The sequence below is a fragment of the Saccharopolyspora sp. NFXS83 genome, assembly GCF_026241095.1.
GTDB lineage: Bacteria > Actinomycetota > Actinomycetes > Mycobacteriales > Pseudonocardiaceae > Saccharopolyspora_C.
On record NZ_JAPFGB010000009.1, the window covers coordinates 87357 to 107103 of the forward strand.

Sequence of the window (19747 nt, forward strand, 5' to 3'; positions counted from 1 at the left end):
CATGAGTGAGGACACGGACCAGGTTGTCGACTACCTCCGGCGCGTGACCGTTGACCTGCGCCGCGCCCGGCAGCGTGTCGAGGAACTGGAGGCCCGCGACCGCGAGCCGATCGCCATCGTGGGCATGGGCTGCCGCTACCCCGGCGGGATCACCTCACCGGAGGACCTGTGGCGGCTGGTGACCTCCGGCGGGAACGCCATCTCGGCGTTCCCCGCGGACCGCGGCTGGGAGTCCGTCGAGCCGGGGTTGGGCGGTTTCCTCGACGGAGCGGCCGACTTCGACCCCGCGTTCTTCGGGATGTCGCCACGCGAGGCGATGTCGACCGACGCCCAGCACCGGTTGCTGCTGGAGGTGTCGTGGGAGGCGCTGGAGCGGGCCTCGATCGACCCGAGCTCATTGCGCGGCAGCCGGACCGCGGTGTTCACCGGCGTGGTGTACAGCGACTACGGTGACCTGCTCGACCCCGAGGAGTTCCGCGGCTACCAGGGCATGGGCAGCAGGCCGGGCCTCGCGTCCGGCCGGGTGGCCTACGCGCTGGGACTGGAGGGCCCCGCGGTGTCGGTGGACACGGCATGCGCGTCGTCGCTGGTGTCGCTGCACCTCGCGGTGCGAGCGCTGCGGGCGGGGGAGTGCTCGCTGGCGCTGGCGGGCGGGGTGACCGTGCTGTCCACGCCGGCGCAGTTCGCGGAGTTCGCCCGGCACGGTGGACTGGCCGCGGACGGGCAGTGCAAGGCGTTCTCCGAGGCGGCCGACGGCGTCGGCTGGTCGGAGGGCGTGGGCGTGCTGGTACTGGAGCGGCTGTCGGAGGCGCGGCGCAACGGCCACCGGGTTCTCGCCGTGGTGCGGGGTTCCGCGATCAACTCGGACGGCGCGTCCAACGGCCTGACCGCGCCGAACGGACCCGCGCAGGAACGGGTGATCAAGGCGGCGCTGGCCGACGCGGAGTTGTTCCCCGGCGACGTCGACCTGCTGGAGGCGCACGGCACGGGAACCCGGCTGGGCGATCCCATCGAGGCGCAGGCGGCCATCCGAGCCTACGGCCGGGACCGCGCGCATCCGATGCTGATCGGTTCGGTCAAGTCGAACCTCGGGCACACGCTCGGCGCGGCGGGCGTGGCCGGGGTGATCAAGTCGGTCATGGCGGTCCGAAACGGCGTCGCGCCCCGGACCCTGCACGTGGACACCCCGTCGTCCCATGTGGACTGGTCCGCCGGTTCGGTGGAGCTGCTGACCGAGCAGGTCCCCTGGCCGGCGGTGGACCGGCCCCGGCGGGCGGCGGTGTCGTCGTTCGGGATCAGCGGGACGAACGCGCACGTGGTGATCGAGCAGGCCCCGCCCGCGCCGGAGCGCGAGCCGGGTGTGCCGCCCGGTGTGATTCCGTGGGTGCTGTCCGCGCGAACGGAACCGGCACTGCGCGCGCAGGCTGCCCGCCTGGAGTCCGCTGTGGACGGGTCACTGCGCGATGTCGGGTTCTCGCTGGTCACCGCGCGTGCGGCGTTCGAACGGCGGGCGGTCGTGCTCGCCACCGACCGCGCGAGCGCAGAGCGGTCACTGGCCGCGCTCGCGCGGGACGCGACGGACCCGAACGTCGTGCGTGGTGCCGTGCGGGCGGGCAAGACGGCGTTCGTGTTCTCCGGTCAGGGTTCGCAGCGGTTGGGGATGGGCCGGGAGCTCTACGACCGGTTCCCCGTGTTCGCGGACGCGTTCGACGCGGTGCTGGCCGAGCTGGACCCGGCACTGCGGGACGTGGTGTGGGGCGAGGACCCGGCCACGCTGGAGGACACCGGGTGGGCGCAGCCGGCGCTGTTCGCCTTCGAGGTGGCGTTGTTCCGCTTGTTCGAGTCGTGGGGTGTCCGGCCCGACTTCCTCGTCGGGCACTCGGTCGGTGAGCTGGCCGCCGCGCACGTGGCCGGGGTTCTGCCGCTAGCCGACGCGTGCGCGGTGGTGTCGGCCCGTGCCCGGCTGATGCGGGCCCTGCCGCCCGGCGGGGCGATGGTCGCCGTGCGGGCGAGCGAGAGCGAGGTGCTCCCGCTGCTCACCGGCGGAGTGGTGGTCGCCGCCGTCAACGGCTCGGACCGGGTAGTGCTCTCCGGTGACCGGGACGCCGTCCTGTCCGTGGCGGACCGGTTCGCCGACGCGAAGGTGCTGCGGGCCAGTCACGCGTTTCACTCGCCGTTGATGGAGCCGATGCTGGCGGAGTTCGCGCGTGCGATCGGCGGGATCACCGCGCACGAGCCGAACATCCCCGTTGTGTCCACTGTGGACACCGAGGCGCGGTTTGGTACCGCGGAGTACTGGGTGCGGCAGGTGCGCGAGCCGGTGCGGTTCGCCGACGCCGTCGGCGGGATGAGCGCCGTCACCCGGTTCCTGGAGGTGGGGCCGGACGGAAACCTGTGCGCGGCGGTCCAGGCGTGCCTGCCGGACGCGGTGATCGTGCCGGTACTGCGTGGTGAGCGGCCGGAGGAGGAGAGCGCCGTCCGCGCGCTGGCGACGCTGAGCGTCACCGGCGCCCCGGTCGACTGGCACGCCTTCTTCGCCGACAGTGGTGCGTCCACCGTGGACCTGCCGACCTACCCGTTTGAGCACCAACGGTTCTGGCCCCCGGTGCGGGCCCGCGCCGCCGACGCGACCGGTCTCGGCCTGGAGGTCGCCGGGCACCCGTTGCTCGCCGCGAGGGCGACCTTGGCCGACGCGAACGGCGTGCTGTTCACCGGCCTGTTGTCGGTCTCCACCCATCCGTGGCTGGCCGATCACGTGGTGGACGGCCGGGTGTTGGTCGCCGGCACCGCTTTGCTGGAACTGGCAATCCGCGCGGCCGACGAAGTCGGCTGCGACCGGGTCACCGAGCTGACCCTGCTCAACCCGCTCGTCCTCACCGGGCCCGGCGCGGTCCAGGTGCACGTCTGGGTCGGGGCCGAGCAGGAGCACGGCACCCGGCCGATCGCGGTGTACTCCCGCCCCGCCGACGCGTCCGGCCAGGACTGGACGCGTCATGCCACCGGTCAGCTGGCGCCCGGTGCGCGGCCCGCCGACCCTATGCGGGCGCAGTGGCCGCCGCCCGGCGCGACGGCGCTGGACCTCACCGACTTCTACGAGCGTGGCACCGAGCCCGGCTTCGACTACGGCCCGGTCTTCCAGGGCCTGCGCGCGGCGTGGCGCCACGGCGACGAGCTGTTCGCCGAGGTCGCGCTTCCCGACCAGGTCCGCGACGCCGGAGCCTACGGGTTGCATCCGGCACTGCTGGACGCCGCGATGCACGCCCTCCCCTTCATCGCCCCGGCCGAGACCGGCCAGCGGCGCCTGCTGTTCGGCTGGGAGGACGTCTCGCTGCATGCCGTGGGTGCCGGCGAGCTGCGCGTGCGGATCACCCCGGACGGCGACGGCGGTGTCACGCTGGCCGCCGCGGACACCACCGGGGCACCGGTGCTGTCCGTGGGAAGAATGGCCTTGCGCGTCGCCGACCCGGTCACCACGGGGCCGGACGGGCTGTTCGTGGTGGACTGGGTGCCGCCGCGCTCCCCGGGGCAGGCGCCGGCCGAGACCGTCTGGTGGGACGGGCTCAGCGACCTCCCCGCGCCGGTGCCCGAAGCCGTTCTGGTCGACGTTCGCGGGCAGGACGTACCGGGCGACCAGGTGGCGGCGGTACACGAGGAGACCGCCCGCGTGCTGGCACCGGTGCGCCGATGGGTCACCGACGAGCGGTGCCTGGAGTCCCGGCTGGTGCTGGTGACCCGCGGTGCCGAGGACTTGGTGGCTGCCGCGATCAGCGGCTTGGTCCGCTCGGCGGCAGCCGAGCACCCCGGCCGGTTCGGGCTGCTCGCCGCGGAGTCCGGCGACGACGTCGCGCTCGCCCTGCCGTCCCTGAGCGCCGACGAGCCGCAGCTGGCCGTGCGGGACGGCCGGGTGTGCGTGCCCCGGCTGCGCCGGGCCGATCCGGTGGACGGCGGGGCGGACTGGGACCGCGACGGCACGGTGCTGGTCACCGGCGGCAGCGGCGGGATCGGCAGGGAGCTGGCCAGGCACCTGGCCGGGCAGGGCTTCGCGAACCTGGTGCTGGCGAGCCGGCGCGGCCAGGACGCGGACGGCATGCCGGAGCTGGTGGCCGAGCTGGCCGAGCGGGGAACCCGGGCCAGGGTGCTCGCCTGCGATCTCAGTGACCGGGACGCGGTACGGGCCCTGGTGGCCGAGGCCGGGGCGGAACGGCCGCTGACCGCGGTCGTGCACGCCGCCGGTGTCGTCGACGACGGCGTGGTGGCGTCGATGACCCCCGGCCGGCTCGCCGCCGTGCTCGGGCCGAAGGTCGACGCGGGCTGGCACCTGCATGAGGCGACCCGTGACCTGGCACTGGCCGGGTTCGTGCTGTTCTCCTCGGCGGCCGGTGTGTACGGCGCCGCCGGACAGGCCAACTACGCGGCGGCGAACGCGTTCCTCGACGCCCTCGCCGTCCGTCGGCGCGCGGCCGGGCTGCCCGCCGTGTCGATCGCCTGGGGCGCCTGGGAGGCCGGACTCACCACCGATCTGTCCGAAGTGGACTGGGAGCGGGTCGCGCGGAGCGGCTTCCGGCCGATGTCGGTTGCCGACGGCTTGGCCCTGTTCGACCACGCCACCGCCGCCGGGGGACCGGCCGCGGTGCTGGCGACCCCGCTGGACCTCGCCGCGCTGCGTGCGCAGGCCACGGTTCCCGCACCGCTGCGCGACCTTGCGGGTGTGCGCAGGCGCGCTGCCGCGCGTGGTTCGGCCACCGCCGATGGCCTGGTGCGCCGGCTGGTGGCGCTGCCGGCGGGGGAACGCACCGAGGTGCTGACCGAACTGGTCCGCAGCCGGGTCGCGGCCGTGCTCGGGCACACCGACACCGCCCCGGTCAGCCTGGACCGGCCATTCCGCGAGCTGGGCTTCGACTCGCTGATGGCCGTCGAACTGCGCAACGAGCTGACCACCGCCACCGGGCTGCGGTTGCCCACCGCGCTCGTGTTCGACTTCCCGACCGCCGACGCGCTGGTCGAGCACCTGCACAGCGAGCTGCTCGGTGCCGGTGACGCGCTCGCGCCCGTCGCCGACACCCCTGAGGCGGTGACCGGCGACCCGATCGTCGTCGTCGGAATGGCCTGCCGCTACCCGGGCGGGGTGCGTTCGCCGGAGGACCTGTGGCGGCTGGTGGTGGACGGCACCGACGCGATCGGCGAGCTGCCCACCGACCGCGGCTGGGACGTGGCGGGCCTGCGCGAGCACACCGGTTCCGGCGGGTTCCTGTACGACGCCGGTGACTTCGACGCGGGGTTCTTCGGGATGTCACCGCGCGAGGCCATGGCCACCGACGCTCAGCAGCGGCTGCTGCTGGAAGTGTCCTGGGAGGCGCTGGAACGCTCGGCGATCGACCCGTCGTCGCTGCGCGGCAGCCAAACCGGGGTGTTCGCCGGGGTGATGTACAGCGAGTACAAGAACCTGCTGGACGCGCGGTTCGAGGGGTACAAGGGCACCGGCAGCGCCCCGAGCGTGGTGTCCGGTCGGGTCTCCTACGTCTTCGGGCTGGAAGGTCCGGCGGTGACGGTGGACACGGCGTGTTCGTCGTCGTTGGTGTCGTTGCACCTGGCGGCGCAGGCGTTGCGTTCGGGTGAGTGCTCGCTGGCGCTGGCCGGTGGCGTGACCGTGATGCCGACGCCGACCACGATCGTCGATTTCTCCCGGCAGGGCGGGCTCGCCACCGACGGGCGGTGCAAGTCGTTCGCCGAGACGGCCGACGGGGTCGGTTGGTCGGAGGGCGTCGGGGTGCTGGTGCTGGAGCGGCTGTCCGACGCGGAACGCAACGGGCACCAGGTGCTCGGCGTGCTGCGCGGCAGCGCGGTCAACCAGGACGGCGCCTCCAACGGCCTGACCGCGCCGAACGGGCCCGCCCAGCAGCGGGTGATCCGCCGCGCGCTGGCTTCCGCCGGACTGTCCCCGGCCGACGTCGACGTGGTCGAGGGACACGGCACCGGCACCACCCTCGGCGACTCGATCGAGGCGGAGGCGCTGCTGTCGACCTACGGGCAGGACCGGGAGCGGGCACTGCTGCTGGGTTCGGTGAAGTCGAACATCGGCCACACCCAGGCAGCCGCCGGGGTGGCCGGGGTGATCAAGATGTTGCTCGCTTTCCAGCACGGCTGCGTCCCCCGGACGCTGCACGCCGACGGCCGGTCCTCTCGGGTGGACTGGTCGGCCGGTTCGGTCGAGCTGGTGACCGAGCAGGTCGGCTGGCCGGACTCCGGCCGGGCCCGCCGTGCGGCCGTGTCCTCGTTCGGGATCAGCGGCACGAACGCGCACGTGATTCTCGATGCTCCGGAGAGCCGCCCTCCGGACGTCGCCCGTGATGAAAGTGGCCTTCGCGAGCTGGTTCCGTGGGTGGTGTCGGCGAAGACGGAGGCGGCCTTGCGGGAGCAGGTCGTCCGGCTGGCGGCGGTGGACGCGTCGCCGGTCGACGTCGGGTTCTCGTTGGCGACGTCGCGGGCTTCGTTCGACCAGCGGATGGTGTTGCTGGCCGGCGCGGGTGGGCCGGTCGAGGTTGCCAGGGGTTCGGTGTTGGTGGGCCGAACTGCGTTCGTGTTCTCGGGTCAGGGTTCGCAGCGGTTGGGCATGGGCCGGGAGTTGTACGAGCGTTTTCCGGTGTTCGCGGAGGCGTTCGACGCGGTGGTGGCCGAGCTGGGTGAGCCGCTGCGGGAGGTCATTTGGGGTACGGACGCCCCCTTGCTGACCGAGACGGGGTGGGCGCAGCCTGCGTTGTTCGCGGTGGAAGTGGCGTTGTACCGCCTCGTGGAGTCGTGGGGTGTACGCCCGGACTTCGTGGTGGGGCATTCGATCGGTGAACTGGCCGCGGCGCATGTCGCGGGTGTGTTGTCACTGACCGACGCCTGCGCGGTGGTGTCCGCGCGGGCCCGCCTGATGCAGGCGCTGCCGCCCGGTGGGGTGATGGTGGCGGTACGCGCCCCGGAGGCCGAGGTGCTGCCGTTGCTGACCGACGGCGTGTCGATCGCGGCCGTGAACGGCCCGGACGCCGTGGTGCTGTCCGGCACCGACCAAGCCGTGGCGGCGGTCGCGGACCGGTTCGAGCGGACCCGCAGGTTGGCGACCAGCCACGCGTTCCACTCGCCGCTGATGGAACCGATGCTGGCCGAGTTCGCGGGCGCCATCGACGGGATCACCGTCCGCGAGGCGGACATCCCCGTGGTGTCCACAGTGGACAAGGAACTGCGGTTCGGCACCGCCGAGTACTGGGTGCGGCAGGTACGCGAGCCGGTGCGGTTCGCCGACGCCGTACGCGCCGTCGGCGAGAAGGGCGCGGTGCGGTTCCTGGAAGTCGGCCCCGGCGGTGCGCTGTGCGCGGCGGTCGCGGAGACGCTGCCCGACGCGGTCACCGCCCCCCTGGTGCGCAAGGACGCACCGGAGGAGGAATCGGCACTGCGGGCGGTGGCGGCCCTGCACGTCCGTGGCGCCGCCGTGGACTGGACCGGCGTCTTCGCCGGCAACGGGGCGCGCGTGGTGGACCTGCCGACCTACGCGTTCCAGCACGAGCGGTACTGGCCGGTCGGCGGCAACGAGGGCGGTGACGCGGCCGGACTCGGGCTGGTCCCGGTCGAGCACCCGCTGCTCGGCGCGGTCACCTCGTCCGCCGACGACGGCAGTGTCCTGGTGACCGGGCGGATCTCGGCGGCCACCCACCCGTGGCTGGCCGACCACGTCGTGCGCGACGCGGTGCTGTTCCCCGGAACCGGGTTCCTCGAACTCGTCCTGCGTGCGGCCGACCAGGTCGGCTGCGACCGGGTGGAGGAGCTGACCCTGTCGGCACCACTGGTGCTTCCCGAGCACGACCAGGTCGCTATCCAGGTGTGGCTGGGCCCACCTGGCGACGGCGGACGCCGCGAGGTCCGCGTGTTCTCCCGCCCCCCGTCGGCGCTGGACGGCGAATGGGTGCGGCACGCCGACGGAGCGGTCGCCCCCGGCGAATACCTGGCCGACACCGAGTTCGCCACGGCCTGGCCCCCGGCGGGTACCGACCCGGTCGACACCGGGGACTGCTACGACCAGCTCGCCGACGCCGGCTTCGGGTACGGGCCGGTGTTCCAGGGCCTGCGGGCGGTGTGGCGGCGTGGTGACGAGGTGTTCGCCGAGGTCGCGCTGCCGGACGAGGTTTCCGACGCGGACGCGTTCGGCCTGCACCCGGCGCTGCTGGACGCCGCACTGCACGCCATGGCACTGGTCCGCCCCGACGACGGCGAGCAGCGGCTTCCCTTCGCCTGGGAAGGGGTGTCCCTGCACGCCTCCGGCGCCGCCGCGCTGCGCGTGCGGCTGGTGCGCGACGGTGCGGACACGACCTCGATCGAGGCCGCCGACGTCACCGGGCGGCCGGTGATCACCGTCGACCGGCTGCGGGACCGCGCGCTCACCGCGCTTCCGGATGCCACGTCGCGGCTGGACGGCGGCGGCCTGCTCACCACGACCTGGTTGCCCGCCCCGGAACCGGCCGGGCTCGCGGCGGCGACCGTCGTCGGCGAACTCGGCGAGAGCGGTCTCGCGGCGCTCGCCGAGGGCGACCCGGTCCCGGACGTCGTGCTGCTGCCCGTGCCCGGTTCGGACGGCGGTCCCGAGGCGGTCCACGAGCTGACCGCGCGGGTGCTGGAACTGGCGCACGACTGGCTGGCCGAGCCGCGGTTCGCGGACTCGACCCTGGTGTGCGTGACCCGCGGCGCCGTCAACGGGGTGCGTGACCTGGCCGCGTCCGCGGTGTGGGGCCTGATCCGGTCGGCGATGTCCGAACACCCCGGCCGGTTCGCACTGGTGGACGTCGAGACCGACGACGACCTGGCGCGGGCGCTGCCGCTGCTGGCCGAGGAGCCGCAGCTCGTGGTCCGCGACGGGGTGCCGCGACGGCCCCGCCTGACCCGGCTGGCCGCGTCCGAACCGGCCCCGGAGTGGGACCGCGACGGCGCGGTGCTGGTGACCGGCGGCGGCGGGCTGGGCGGACTGCTCGCCGCGCACCTGGCAGGCCGGGGACAGCGGGTGGTGGTGGCCAGCCGCCGCGGGGCCGGCGCCCCCGGCGCCGATGACCTGGTGGAGCTGGGCGTCGAGGTGGTCGCCTGCGACCTGTCCGACCGGGACGCGGTGCACGCGCTGGTGCAGGGAATCGACCGGCTGACCGCGGTCGTGCACACGGCGGGTGTCCTCGACGACGGCGTGATCGAGCAGCTCACTGCGCGGCGGCTCGCCACTGCGCTGGCGCCGAAGGTCGACGCCGCCTGGCACCTGCACGAGGCCACTCGCGACCGCGACCTGGCCGCGTTCGTGCTGTTCTCCTCGGCCGCCGGTGTGCTGGGCACCCCGGGACAGGGCAACTACGCGGCGGCGAACGCGTTCCTCGACGCGTTCGCCGAGCACCGCCGCGCGAGCGGCCTGCCCGGCCTTTCCATCGCCTGGGGCGCCTGGGAAGCGGGCCTGACCGGCGGAATGTCCGATGTGGACTGGGAGCGGCTGGCGCGGATCGGGTCCCGTCCGCTGCCGGTGGAACACGGCATGGCGTTGTTCGACGCCGCGGTGCGGGACGCGTCCGGTGCGGTGGTCGCCGCACCGGTGGACCCGGTCGCGCTGCGCGCCCTGCCCGAGGTGCCGCCGCTGCTGCGCGAGCTGGCCGGCGTGCGGCGTCGCGCAGCGGCCAGGAGCTCGGCCGCCGCCGACGGGCTGGTGCGGACGCTGGCCGCCCTGCCGGAACCGGACCGGGCTCCGGCGCTGCGTGAGCTGGTGGCGGCGCGGGTGGTCGGCGTGCTCGGGCACGCCGAGGGTGCCGCGGTCGGCGCCACCGAGTCGTTCCGCGACCTGGGCTTCGACTCGCTGACGGCTGTCGAGCTGCGCAACGAACTGGGCGCGGTGACCGGGCTGCGGTTGTCCGCGACGATGGTGTTCGACTACCCGACGATCGACGTGCTGGTGGAGTACCTGCTCGGCGAACTGTTCGGTGCCGGAACCGGGGCCGCCGAGGTGACCGCCACTGCGGTGGCGCCGGACGAGCCGATCGCGATCGTCGGCATGGGGTGCCGGTTCCCCGGCGGGGTCCGGTCTCCCGAGGACCTGTGGCGCATGCTGGCCGACGGCCGCGACGGCATCGGCGAGTTCCCCGAGGAGCGCGGCTGGGACCTGGACGCCCTCTTCGGCCCCGCGCCCGACCAGGCGGGCACTTCCCACGTCCGCTCCGGCGGCTTCCTGTACGACGCCGGTGATTTCGACGCGGGGTTCTTCGGGATGAGTCCGCGGGAGGCGCTGGCGGCGGACGCGCAGCAGCGGTTGCTGCTGGAGACGTCGTGGGAGGCGCTGGAGCGCGCCGGGGTCGACCCGGTGTCGCTGCGGGGCAGTGCGACCGGCGTGTTCGCCGGTGTGATGTACAGCGACTACGGCTCGCTGCTCGGACCCGAGTACGAGGGGCACCTGGTGACCGGCACGTCGGCGAGCGTCGTGCCCGGCCGGGTCGCGTTCCACCTCGGGCTGGAAGGTCCGGCGGTGACGGTGGACACGGCGTGTTCGTCGTCGTTGGTGTCGTTGCACCTGGCGGCGCAGGCGTTGCGTTCGGGTGAGTGCTCGCTGGCGCTGGCGGGCGGGGTGACCGTCATGTCCACCCCGACCGTGTTCGCGTCCTTCTCCCGGCAGGGCGGGCTGGCTCCCGACGGGCGGTGCAAGGCGTTCTCCGACGACGCCGACGGCACCGGCTGGTCGGAGGGTGTGGGTGTGCTGGTGCTGGAGCGGTTGTCGGATGCCGAGCGCAACGGGCACCGGGTGTTGGCGGTGGTGCGCGGAAGCGCGTTGAACTCGGATGGAGCTTCGAATGGTCTGACCGCGCCGAATGGTCCGTCGCAGCAGCGGGTGATCCGGTCGGCGCTGGCGTCGGCGGGTTTGTCCACATCGGACGTTGATGTGGTGGAGGGGCATGGTACGGGAACGTCGCTGGGTGATCCGATCGAGGCGCAGGCGTTGCTGGCCACCTACGGCCAGGACCGGGAACGGCCGCTGCTGCTGGGTTCGGTGAAGTCGAATCTGGGCCACACGCAGGCCGCGGCCGGGGTGGCCGGGGTGATCAAGATGGTGCAGGCGATGCGGCACCGCGCGGTACCCAGGACCTTGCGCGCGGAGACCCCTTCGTCCCATGTGGACTGGAACTCCGGCGCCGTCGAGCTGGTGACCGAGCCGGTGGAGTGGCCGTCCGTGGACCGTCCGCGTCGCGCGGCCGTGTCCTCGTTCGGGCTCAGCGGCACCAACGCCCATGTGGTGCTGGAACAGGGCCCTGATGACCTGCGCGAGGACGTCTCGCGTGACGATGGCGGTCTGGTGCCGTGGGTGGTGTCGGCCAAGGCGGAAGATGCCCTGCGGGAGCAGGTAGCGCGCTTGGCTGCTGTGGAGGCACCGCCGGTCGACGTGGGGTTCTCGTTGGCGACCGGGCGGTCGGTGTTCGAGCATCGGGCGGTGTTGCTGGCCGGTGGTGATGCGCCGGTCGAGGTGGCGCGTGGTGTTGCCGGCGATGGCCGGGTGGCGTTCGTGTTCTCGGGTCAGGGTTCGCAGCGGTTGGCGATGGGCCGGGAACTCTACGAACGTTTTCCGGTGTTCGCGGAGGCGTTCGACGAGGTGGTGTCCGGGCTCGACGTTCCTGTGCGGGCCGAGGATGTGGTGGAAGAGGACACCGGTTGGGCGCAGCCTGCGTTGTTCGCCCTAGAGGTGGCGTTGTTCCGCCTGGCGGAGTCGTGGGGAGTCCGCCCGGACGTCCTGGTGGGGCATTCGGTGGGGGAACTGGCCGCCGCCCATGTGGCCGGTGTGCTGTCACTGGCTGACGCTTGCGCCGTCGTTTCCGCGCGGGCTCGCCTGATGCGGGCCCTGCCCGCCGGTGGGGCCATGCTGGCCGTCGAAGCGGCCGAGGACGAGATCGGCGACCTCGGTGACCGGGTGGGCATCGCCGCGGTGAACGGGCCGCGGGCCGTGGTGCTGTCCGGCGACGAAGTGGACATCGCCGTTCTGGAGGACCGGTGGCGCGATGCCGGTCGGAGGGTTCGGCGGTTGGGGACCAGTCATGCGTTCCACTCGCCGTTGATGGAGCCGATGCTCGCGGAGTTCGCGCGTGCGATCGACGGGATCACCGTGCACGAGCCGAGCATCCCGGTTGAATCCACTGTGGATACTGAGGAGCGGTTCGGTTCTCCGGGCTATTGGGTGCGGCAGGTGCGCGAGCCGGTCCGGTTCGCTGATGCCGTCGAGCGGGTGGACGCCACCCGGTTCCTGGAGCTCGGACCGGACGGGTCCCTGTCGGCTGCCGTGCGCCAGCTGCGCGACGACGCCGTCGCGGTCCCGGTCCTGCGCAAGGACACCGGCGAGGAGGAGTCCGCGCTGCGGGCGCTCGCCGCGCTGCACGTCAGCGGGACCCCGGTCGACTGGCGGCCCCTCCTGGCCGGAGGGTCCGCTGTGGACCTCCCGACCTACCCCTTCCAGCACGAGCGTTACTGGCCCGAGCCCGGGGACCGGCCGAGCGCGGACCCGTTCTGGGCGGCCGTCGAGCGGGAAGACGTGGCCACGCTCGCCACCCGGCTCGGCGTCGACGAACAGGCCCTCGGGACCGTCATCCCGGCACTGACCTCCTGGCGGGAGACCGCGCGCGTCAGCTCCACAGTGGACTCGTGGCGTTATCGCTTCACCTGGCGGCCGGTGCGCGGGGTCCCGTCCGCAGACCCGGTCGGCACCTGGCTGCTCGTCACCACACCGGAGGACGGCATCGCCACCGCGGACGGCATCGCCACCGCGCTCACCGCGAGGGGTGCCGACGTCCGGCACATCACGCTCACCGACACCGACCTGACCCAGGTGCGGACCCGGCTCGGCGACCTCGACGGGGTCACCGGGGTCGTGTCGCTGCTCGGCTTCGCCGAGCGTCCCAGCCCCGCGCATCCCGTCCTGACCACCGGTCTCGCGCTGACTCTCGCCCTCATCAAGGCACTCGACGGCAGCCCCGCGCGGCTGTGGTGCCTGACCACCGGCGCTGTGTCCGCCGGGGCGGACGACCCGCTCGACCACCCGCTGCAGGCGCAGGTGCACGGCCTCGGCTACGTGGCCGCACTGGAACACCCGCACCGCTGGGGCGGGCTCGTCGACCTGCCCGCGACGCTCGACGAACCCGCCGCCCGTCGGCTGGTCGACCTGCTGGCCGGCCCGCCCGGCGAGGATCAGGTGGCCCTGCGCGGTTCCGGCCTGCTCGCCCGGCGACTGGTGCGGGCACCCCGCGGCCGGGCGGCGAAGCGGACCTGGACCCCGCGTGGCACCACCCTGATCACCGGCGGCACCGGCGTGCTCGGCGGGTACCTCGCCCGCTGGCTGGCCGGGCAGGGCGCCGAGCACCTCGTGCTGGTCAGCAGGAGCGGACTCGCCGCGCCGGGTGCAGCGGCGCTGGCCGCGGAGCTGACCGGGCTGGGCGCCCGGGTCACCGTCGAAGCGTGTGACATCGCCGATCGGTCCGCGCTGGCGGACCTGCTCACCCGGCTGGCCGAGGACGGGCACGAACTGCGCAACGTCCTGCACGCCGCGGTGGCCGTCCAACTGGGACCGATCGCGGAGACCGGCTACGAGGACCTCGCCGGCGTGGTCGGCGCGAAGGTCGCCGGCGCCCGCAACCTCGACGAGCTGTGCGACACCGGCACGCTCGACTCGTTCGTGTTGTACTCGTCGGTCGCCGGTGTCTGGGGCAGCGGTGACAACGCCGCCTACGCGGCGGCCAACGCCTACCTCGAAGCGCTCGCCCGCAACCGGCGGGACCGCGGCCTGCGGGCCACCTCCGTGTCCTGGGGTCCGTGGCGTGACGAGCTGGACAGGGAACCGTTCGAGCGGATCGTCCGCAGCGGTCTGTTGCTGATGGACCGCGACCCCGCCCTGGTCGCACTGCGGCGGGCACTCGACGACGACGACACCCTGCTCACCGTCGCGGACGTCGCCTGGGACCGTTTCCACCCGGTGTTCACCTCCACCCGGCCGAGTCACCTGTTCGACGAGGTGCCGGAGGTTCGCGGGCTGGACCGGGCCGTCCCCGGCACTCCCGGTACCGGCGAGCTGGCCACGCGCCTGCGCGGGCTGCCGGCCGGCGAGCGGCGGCGGACCGTGCTGGATCTGGTACGCGCGCAGGCGGCGCAGGTGCTCGGGCACCCGACCGCCGACGCGATTCCCCCGGACCTGCCGTTCCGCGAGATCGGGTTCGACTCGCTGACCGCCGTCGACCTGCGTGACCGGTTGAGCCGCCTCGCCGGGACAACGCTCCCGGCCACGATGGTGTTCGACCACCCCGACCCCGGCGCGCTCGCCGAGTTCCTGCACGGCATCGTCCTCGGTGCCGCGCCGGCGGTGACCGAGCCGGCCACCGCCACCGCGGCCACCGACGAGCCGGTCGCCATCATCGCGATGAGCTGCCGCTACCCGGGCGGCGTGCGCGACCCGGAAGACCTGTGGCGGCTGCTCACCGGCGGGGTCGACGCGATCACCGAGCTGCCTGCCGACCGCGGATGGGACCTCGACGCCCTCTACGGCGACCCGGACGAACCCGGAACCGCCGACAAGAGGTACGGCGGTTTCCTGACCGGCGCCGCCGACTTCGACGCCGGATTCTTCGGCATCTCACCGCGCGAGGCGCTGACCATGGACCCGCAGCAGCGCCTGCTGCTGGAGACCGTCTGGGAGACCTTCGAGCGGGCCGGGATCGACCCCGCCACCCTGCGCGGCAGCCGGACCGGCACCTTCGTCGGAGCCAGCCAGCAGGACTATGGCTCGTTGCGGCACACCGACGACGCACACCTCGTCACCAGCACCATCGCCAGCCTGCTCTCCGGCCGGATCGCCTACCTGTACGGCCTGGAAGGCCCCGCGCTCACCGTGGACACCGCCTGCTCCTCGTCGCTGGTGGCTCTGCACATGGCCTGCCAGTCCGTGCGCAGCGGCGAGTCGGCACTCGCCCTGGCCGGCGGGGTGACCGTGATGCCCACGACGGACCCGTGGGTCGGATTCGGCAGGCAGAGCGCGCTCTCCGGCGATGGCCGGTGCAAGGCTTTCGGTGAGGGCGCCGACGGCATGGTCCTCGCCGAGGGCGTCGGACTGGTGCTGGTCGAGCGGCTGTCCGACGCGCGGCGCAACGGGCATCAGGTGCTGGCCGTCGTCCGCGGCTCGGCGGTGAACTCCGACGGCGCGAGCAACGGTCTGACCGCCCCCAACGGCCCGTCCCAGCAGCGGGTGATCCGCCAGGCGCTGGCCAACTCCGACCTGTCCACAACGGACATCGACGTGGTCGAGGCACACGGCACGGGTACCGCGCTGGGCGACCCGATCGAGGCACAGGCACTGCTGGCCACCTATGGCCAGGGCCGGGAGACCCCGCTGCTGCTCGGCTCGGTGAAGTCGAACCTGGGACACACCCTGGCCGCCGCCGGCGTGGCCGGAGTGATCAAAATGGTGCTGGCGATGCGGCACGGCGTCGTGCCGAAGACACTGCACGCCGAGCAGCCGTCGTCCCACGTGGACTGGTCGGCCGGTGCGGTCGAGCTGGCTGCCGACGAGCGGCCCTGGCCGGAGAAGAACGGGCCCCGGCGGGCTGGCGTGTCCTCGTTCGGGATCAGCGGCACCAACGCCCACCTGATTTTCGAGCAGGCGCCCGAGCCCCCGGCGGGCCGGGAGTCAGGCGCGGAATCCGGGCCGGAAACCACCGCCTGGGTGGTGTCGGCCAGGTCCGCGTCCGCGCTGCGTGCGCAGGCGGACCGGCTGGCCGGTGTCCTCGCGACCACGAACCCTCCGCGGCTGAGCGACGTCGGGTTCTCGCTGGCCACGACCCGGGCCGCCATGCCGCACCGTGCGGTGGTCGTCGGTTCGGGCGTCGGCGAGATGACCGCCGGGCTGGCCGCGGTGGCCACCGACCGCCCGTCGCCAGGGGCGGTGACGGGGCTGGCCGGTCGGCGGGGCGGGACGGTGTTCGTCTTCCCCGGTCAGGGGGCTCAGTGGGTCGGTATGGGCAGGGAGTTGTTGGCCGAGTCGCCGGTGTTCGCGGCGTCGATGGCTGAGTGCGCTCGTGCGTTGGCTCCGCATGTCGATTGGTCGTTGCCGGATGTGCTTGCTGATGATGCGGCGTTGGCCAGGGTGGATGTGGTGCAGCCGGTGCTGTGGGCGGTGATGGTGTCGCTCGCCGCGGTGTGGCGTTCGCACGGTGTGTACCCGGACGTCGTGATCGGGCACTCCCAGGGTGAGGTCGCTGCCGCGGTCGTCGCGGGTGGACTGTCTCTTGAGGATGGTGCGTTGGTGGTGGCTCGGCGTAGCCGGGTGATCGCGGAGACGTTGTCGGGTCGTGGGTCGATGGCTTCGTTGGCGTTGGCTCCTGACGAGGTGGATCGCCGGCTTGAACCGTTCGATGGCCGGGTGTCGGTTGCTGCGGTCAACGGACGGTCGGCTGTTGTCGTCTCGGGTGAGGTCGCCGCGGTCGAGGAGTTGGTGGCCGCGTGCGTGGCCGACGGGCACCGGGCCAGGGTGCTGCCGGTTGACTACGCCTCGCATTCGGCCCAGGTGGAGTTGCTGGCCGGGCGCCTGCGCGAGGTGCTGGCGCCGATCACCCCCCGAACCGGGGAGGTGCCGTTCCATTCGACTGTGACCGGCGGGCAGCTGGACACCGCGGTCCTGGACGCCGAGTACTGGTACCGCAACCTGCGGGAGCAGGTCCTGTTCGCGCCGGGTGTCGCTGCGCTTGCTGAGGCGGGTTATGACTGCTTCGTCGAGCTGGGCCCGCATCCTGTGCTGGCGGCCGAGATCGACCAGGCGCTGGGTAGCGAGGCGGTGGTGACCGGCAGCATCCGGCGCGACGACGGTGGCCTGCGGCGGCTGCTGACCTCCATCGGGCAGTTGTGGGCACGCGGCGGTGACGTCGACTGGACGGCGGCCTACGCCGGGACCGACGTGTCCACCGTGGACCTTCCGACCTACGCGTTCCAGCACCGGCGTTACTGGCTCGCCCCGGACGTGACCACCGGCGACCCGGCGGAGCTCGGTTTGGCCGCGACCGCGCATCCGCTGCTCGGCGCGGAGGTCGAGCTGGCCGGGTCGGGCGAGACGGTGCTCACCGGCGTGCTGGCCGCCCGCACCCAGCCGTGGGCGGCGCAGGACCAGGCCGAGACGGTGTTCGTGGAACTCGCCCTGCGGGCGGGCGAGCAGGTCGGCTGCGCCACGCTGGCCGAGCTGACCGTCGAGCGACCACCCCCGGCGGGCGACCTCCAGGTGCAGGCGACAGCCGGTTCCGTCGACGATCAGGGCCGGCGGCCGGTCACCGTGCACGCCCGTCCACAAGGGACGGATGAGTCGTGGGCCCGGTACGCGACCGGCCTCCTGGCACCGGCACCCGTCCCCGGCCGGGAGCTCGGCCAGTGGCCGCCACCGGAGGCCGAACCCGCCGACGTGACCGGACTGAACGATGTCGCGGGCGTGCTCACCCGCGCCTGGCGACACGACGGCGACCTGCTGGCCGAGCTGGTCCTGCCCGAGCCGGACTTTCCCGACGCCGCCCGATTCGTGCTGCACCCCGTGCTGCTCCGGGCCGCCGTGCAGCTCGGTGCCGTCGACGGCGAACCGTCGTACGGCGCCGGCTGGCGGGGTGTGTCGGTCGCCGCGGGCGGCGCAACCGCGCTGCGGGTGCGTGTGACCGGCACCGGGACGGTCTCCGTCACGGCTGCGGACGCCACGGGTGACCTGGTGGCGGTCGTCGAGTCGGTGGAGCTGAAGCCGGCACCGTTCGCCGCTCCGGCGACCGGCGCGGACGCGGTGTACGAGATGTGCTGGCCTCCGCTCGCCCCGGCGGCCCCGCGGGCCGCGGTCGTCGACGGGTGGGTGGTGCTCGGCACCGGCCCGCTTGCCGAGCCGATCGGCGACCGCGGCGTGCCGCGGACCTCCGCCGCCACGGTGACGGAACTGGCGGACGGCCTGGAACCGGACGCCATCGCACCCGAGGTGGTGCTGCTGCCGATCGTGGCGGAGCCGGGCGACCTGCCCGGCGCCGGCCACCGTGCCGTGGTCACGGCGTGGGAACAGGTGGTGGCCTGGCTGCGCGACGACCGGTTCGCCGGCGCGCGGCTGGTCCTGCTGACCAGGCACGCGGTCGGCGCCGGACCCGGTGACGAGGTGGCCGGGCTGTCTGCCGCCGGGGTGTGGGGGCTGGTGCGTTCCGCGCAGTCCGAGCATCCGGGCCGGTTGGTCCTCGCCGACCTCGACGACGCGCCAGGCTCGGCCGCGGCACTGCTCGACGCCCTGGCCGCGGCCCCGGACGAGCAGCAGTTCGCGGTGCGCGACGGCTGCGTCACGACCCCCCGGCTCGCCCGTGCCGACGCGTCCGGTCCCGCGCCGCGCTGGCGGGAGGACGGCACGATTCTGCTCACCGGCGGCACCGGCGCGCTCGGTGCCGAGGTCGCGCGGCACCTGGTCGCCCAGCACGGCGTGCGCCACCTGGTGCTCGCCGGCCGTCGCGGCCCGGACGCACCGGACGCACCCGCCCTAGCCGAGGAACTGACCGCGCTGGGCGCGCGGGTGAGCATCGAGGCGTGCGACGTCGCCGACCGGGAATCGCTGGCGGCGCTGTTCGCCGCGCTGCCCGCCGAACACCCGCTGACCGGTGTCGTGCACCTGGCGGGCGTTCTCGACGACAGCCTGGTCACCGGTCTCACCGGTGAGCGCATCGGCGACGTACTGCGTCCCAAGCTGGACGCCGCCGTGCACCTGCACGAGCTGACCAGGGAACTGGATCTCGACGCCTTCGTGTTGTTCTCGGGTTTCTCCGGGGTCGTGGGCAGCCCGGGGCAGGCCGCCTACGCCGCGGCCAACGCCTTCCTCGACGGGCTGGCGCAGCGGCGCCGCGCACTCGGCCTGCCCGCCACCTCGATCGCCTGGGCGCCGTGGGAGTCCAGCGGTCTGACCGGCGACCTGGCGGCAACGGACCGGGCCAGGTTACGCCGGCTCGGGCTGGTGCCGATCACGCCGGAGCGGGGGCTCGCGTTGCTGGACACCGCGGTCGAGGTGCCGCGGGCGCTGGTGGTCGCCGCGCCGCTGGACCTGCGGGCCATCAGCAGGGGCGTGGTGCCGGGCATCCTGCGCGGCCTGGTCCGCGGCCCGCTCCGCCGCGCCGCGGCCGGGCCGGGTGAACGCGTGGGTACCGGAGGCCCGACGCTGGCCGACCGGCTGGCCGGGCGCGACGTCGCCGAGCAGGAAGCGTTGCTGGTCGACGTGGTCACCCGGGAGGTCGCCGCAGTGCTGGGCCACGACACACCGGCCGAAGTGGACCGCGAGCGTGGTTTCCTCGATATCGGCATGACGTCACTGACCGGCGTCGAGCTGCGCAACCTGCTCGCCGCCCGGACCGGGCTGGCGCTGCCCGCCACGCTGATCTTCGACCACGCCACCCCGGTGGAACTCGCCCGCTACCTGCTGACCCTGCTCGGCACGGGCGAGCGCGAACCGATGGCGCTGGCCGAGCTGACCAAGCTGGAAGCCGCGTTCGCGGCGTCGCCGCCCGACCCGGATACCAGAGCAAAACTGGTCAAAAAGCTGTCCTCGTTCCTGTGGACTCTGGAGGACGGCCATGACCGGGAGGACGCGGACGTCGAACTCGCCTCGGCGAGTGACGACGAGATGTTCGCGCTGATCGACGAGGAACTGGGACTCGGCTGAGTCCCCTCGTCGGGACGCAGGTCGCAG

Annotated in this window: 1 protein-coding gene; it reads left to right on the plus strand. The window is 73.6% G+C overall.

The genetic code is table 11. From position 1 onward, the window contains the following. Nucleotide 1: 1 nt before the first annotated feature. Nucleotides 2–19720: a type I polyketide synthase gene (locus OOZ19_RS12475; protein WP_266090256.1), complete on the plus strand. Its 19719-nt coding sequence runs from the start codon at nt 2–4 to the stop codon at nt 19718–19720. Nucleotides 19721–19747: the final 27 nt, after the last annotated feature.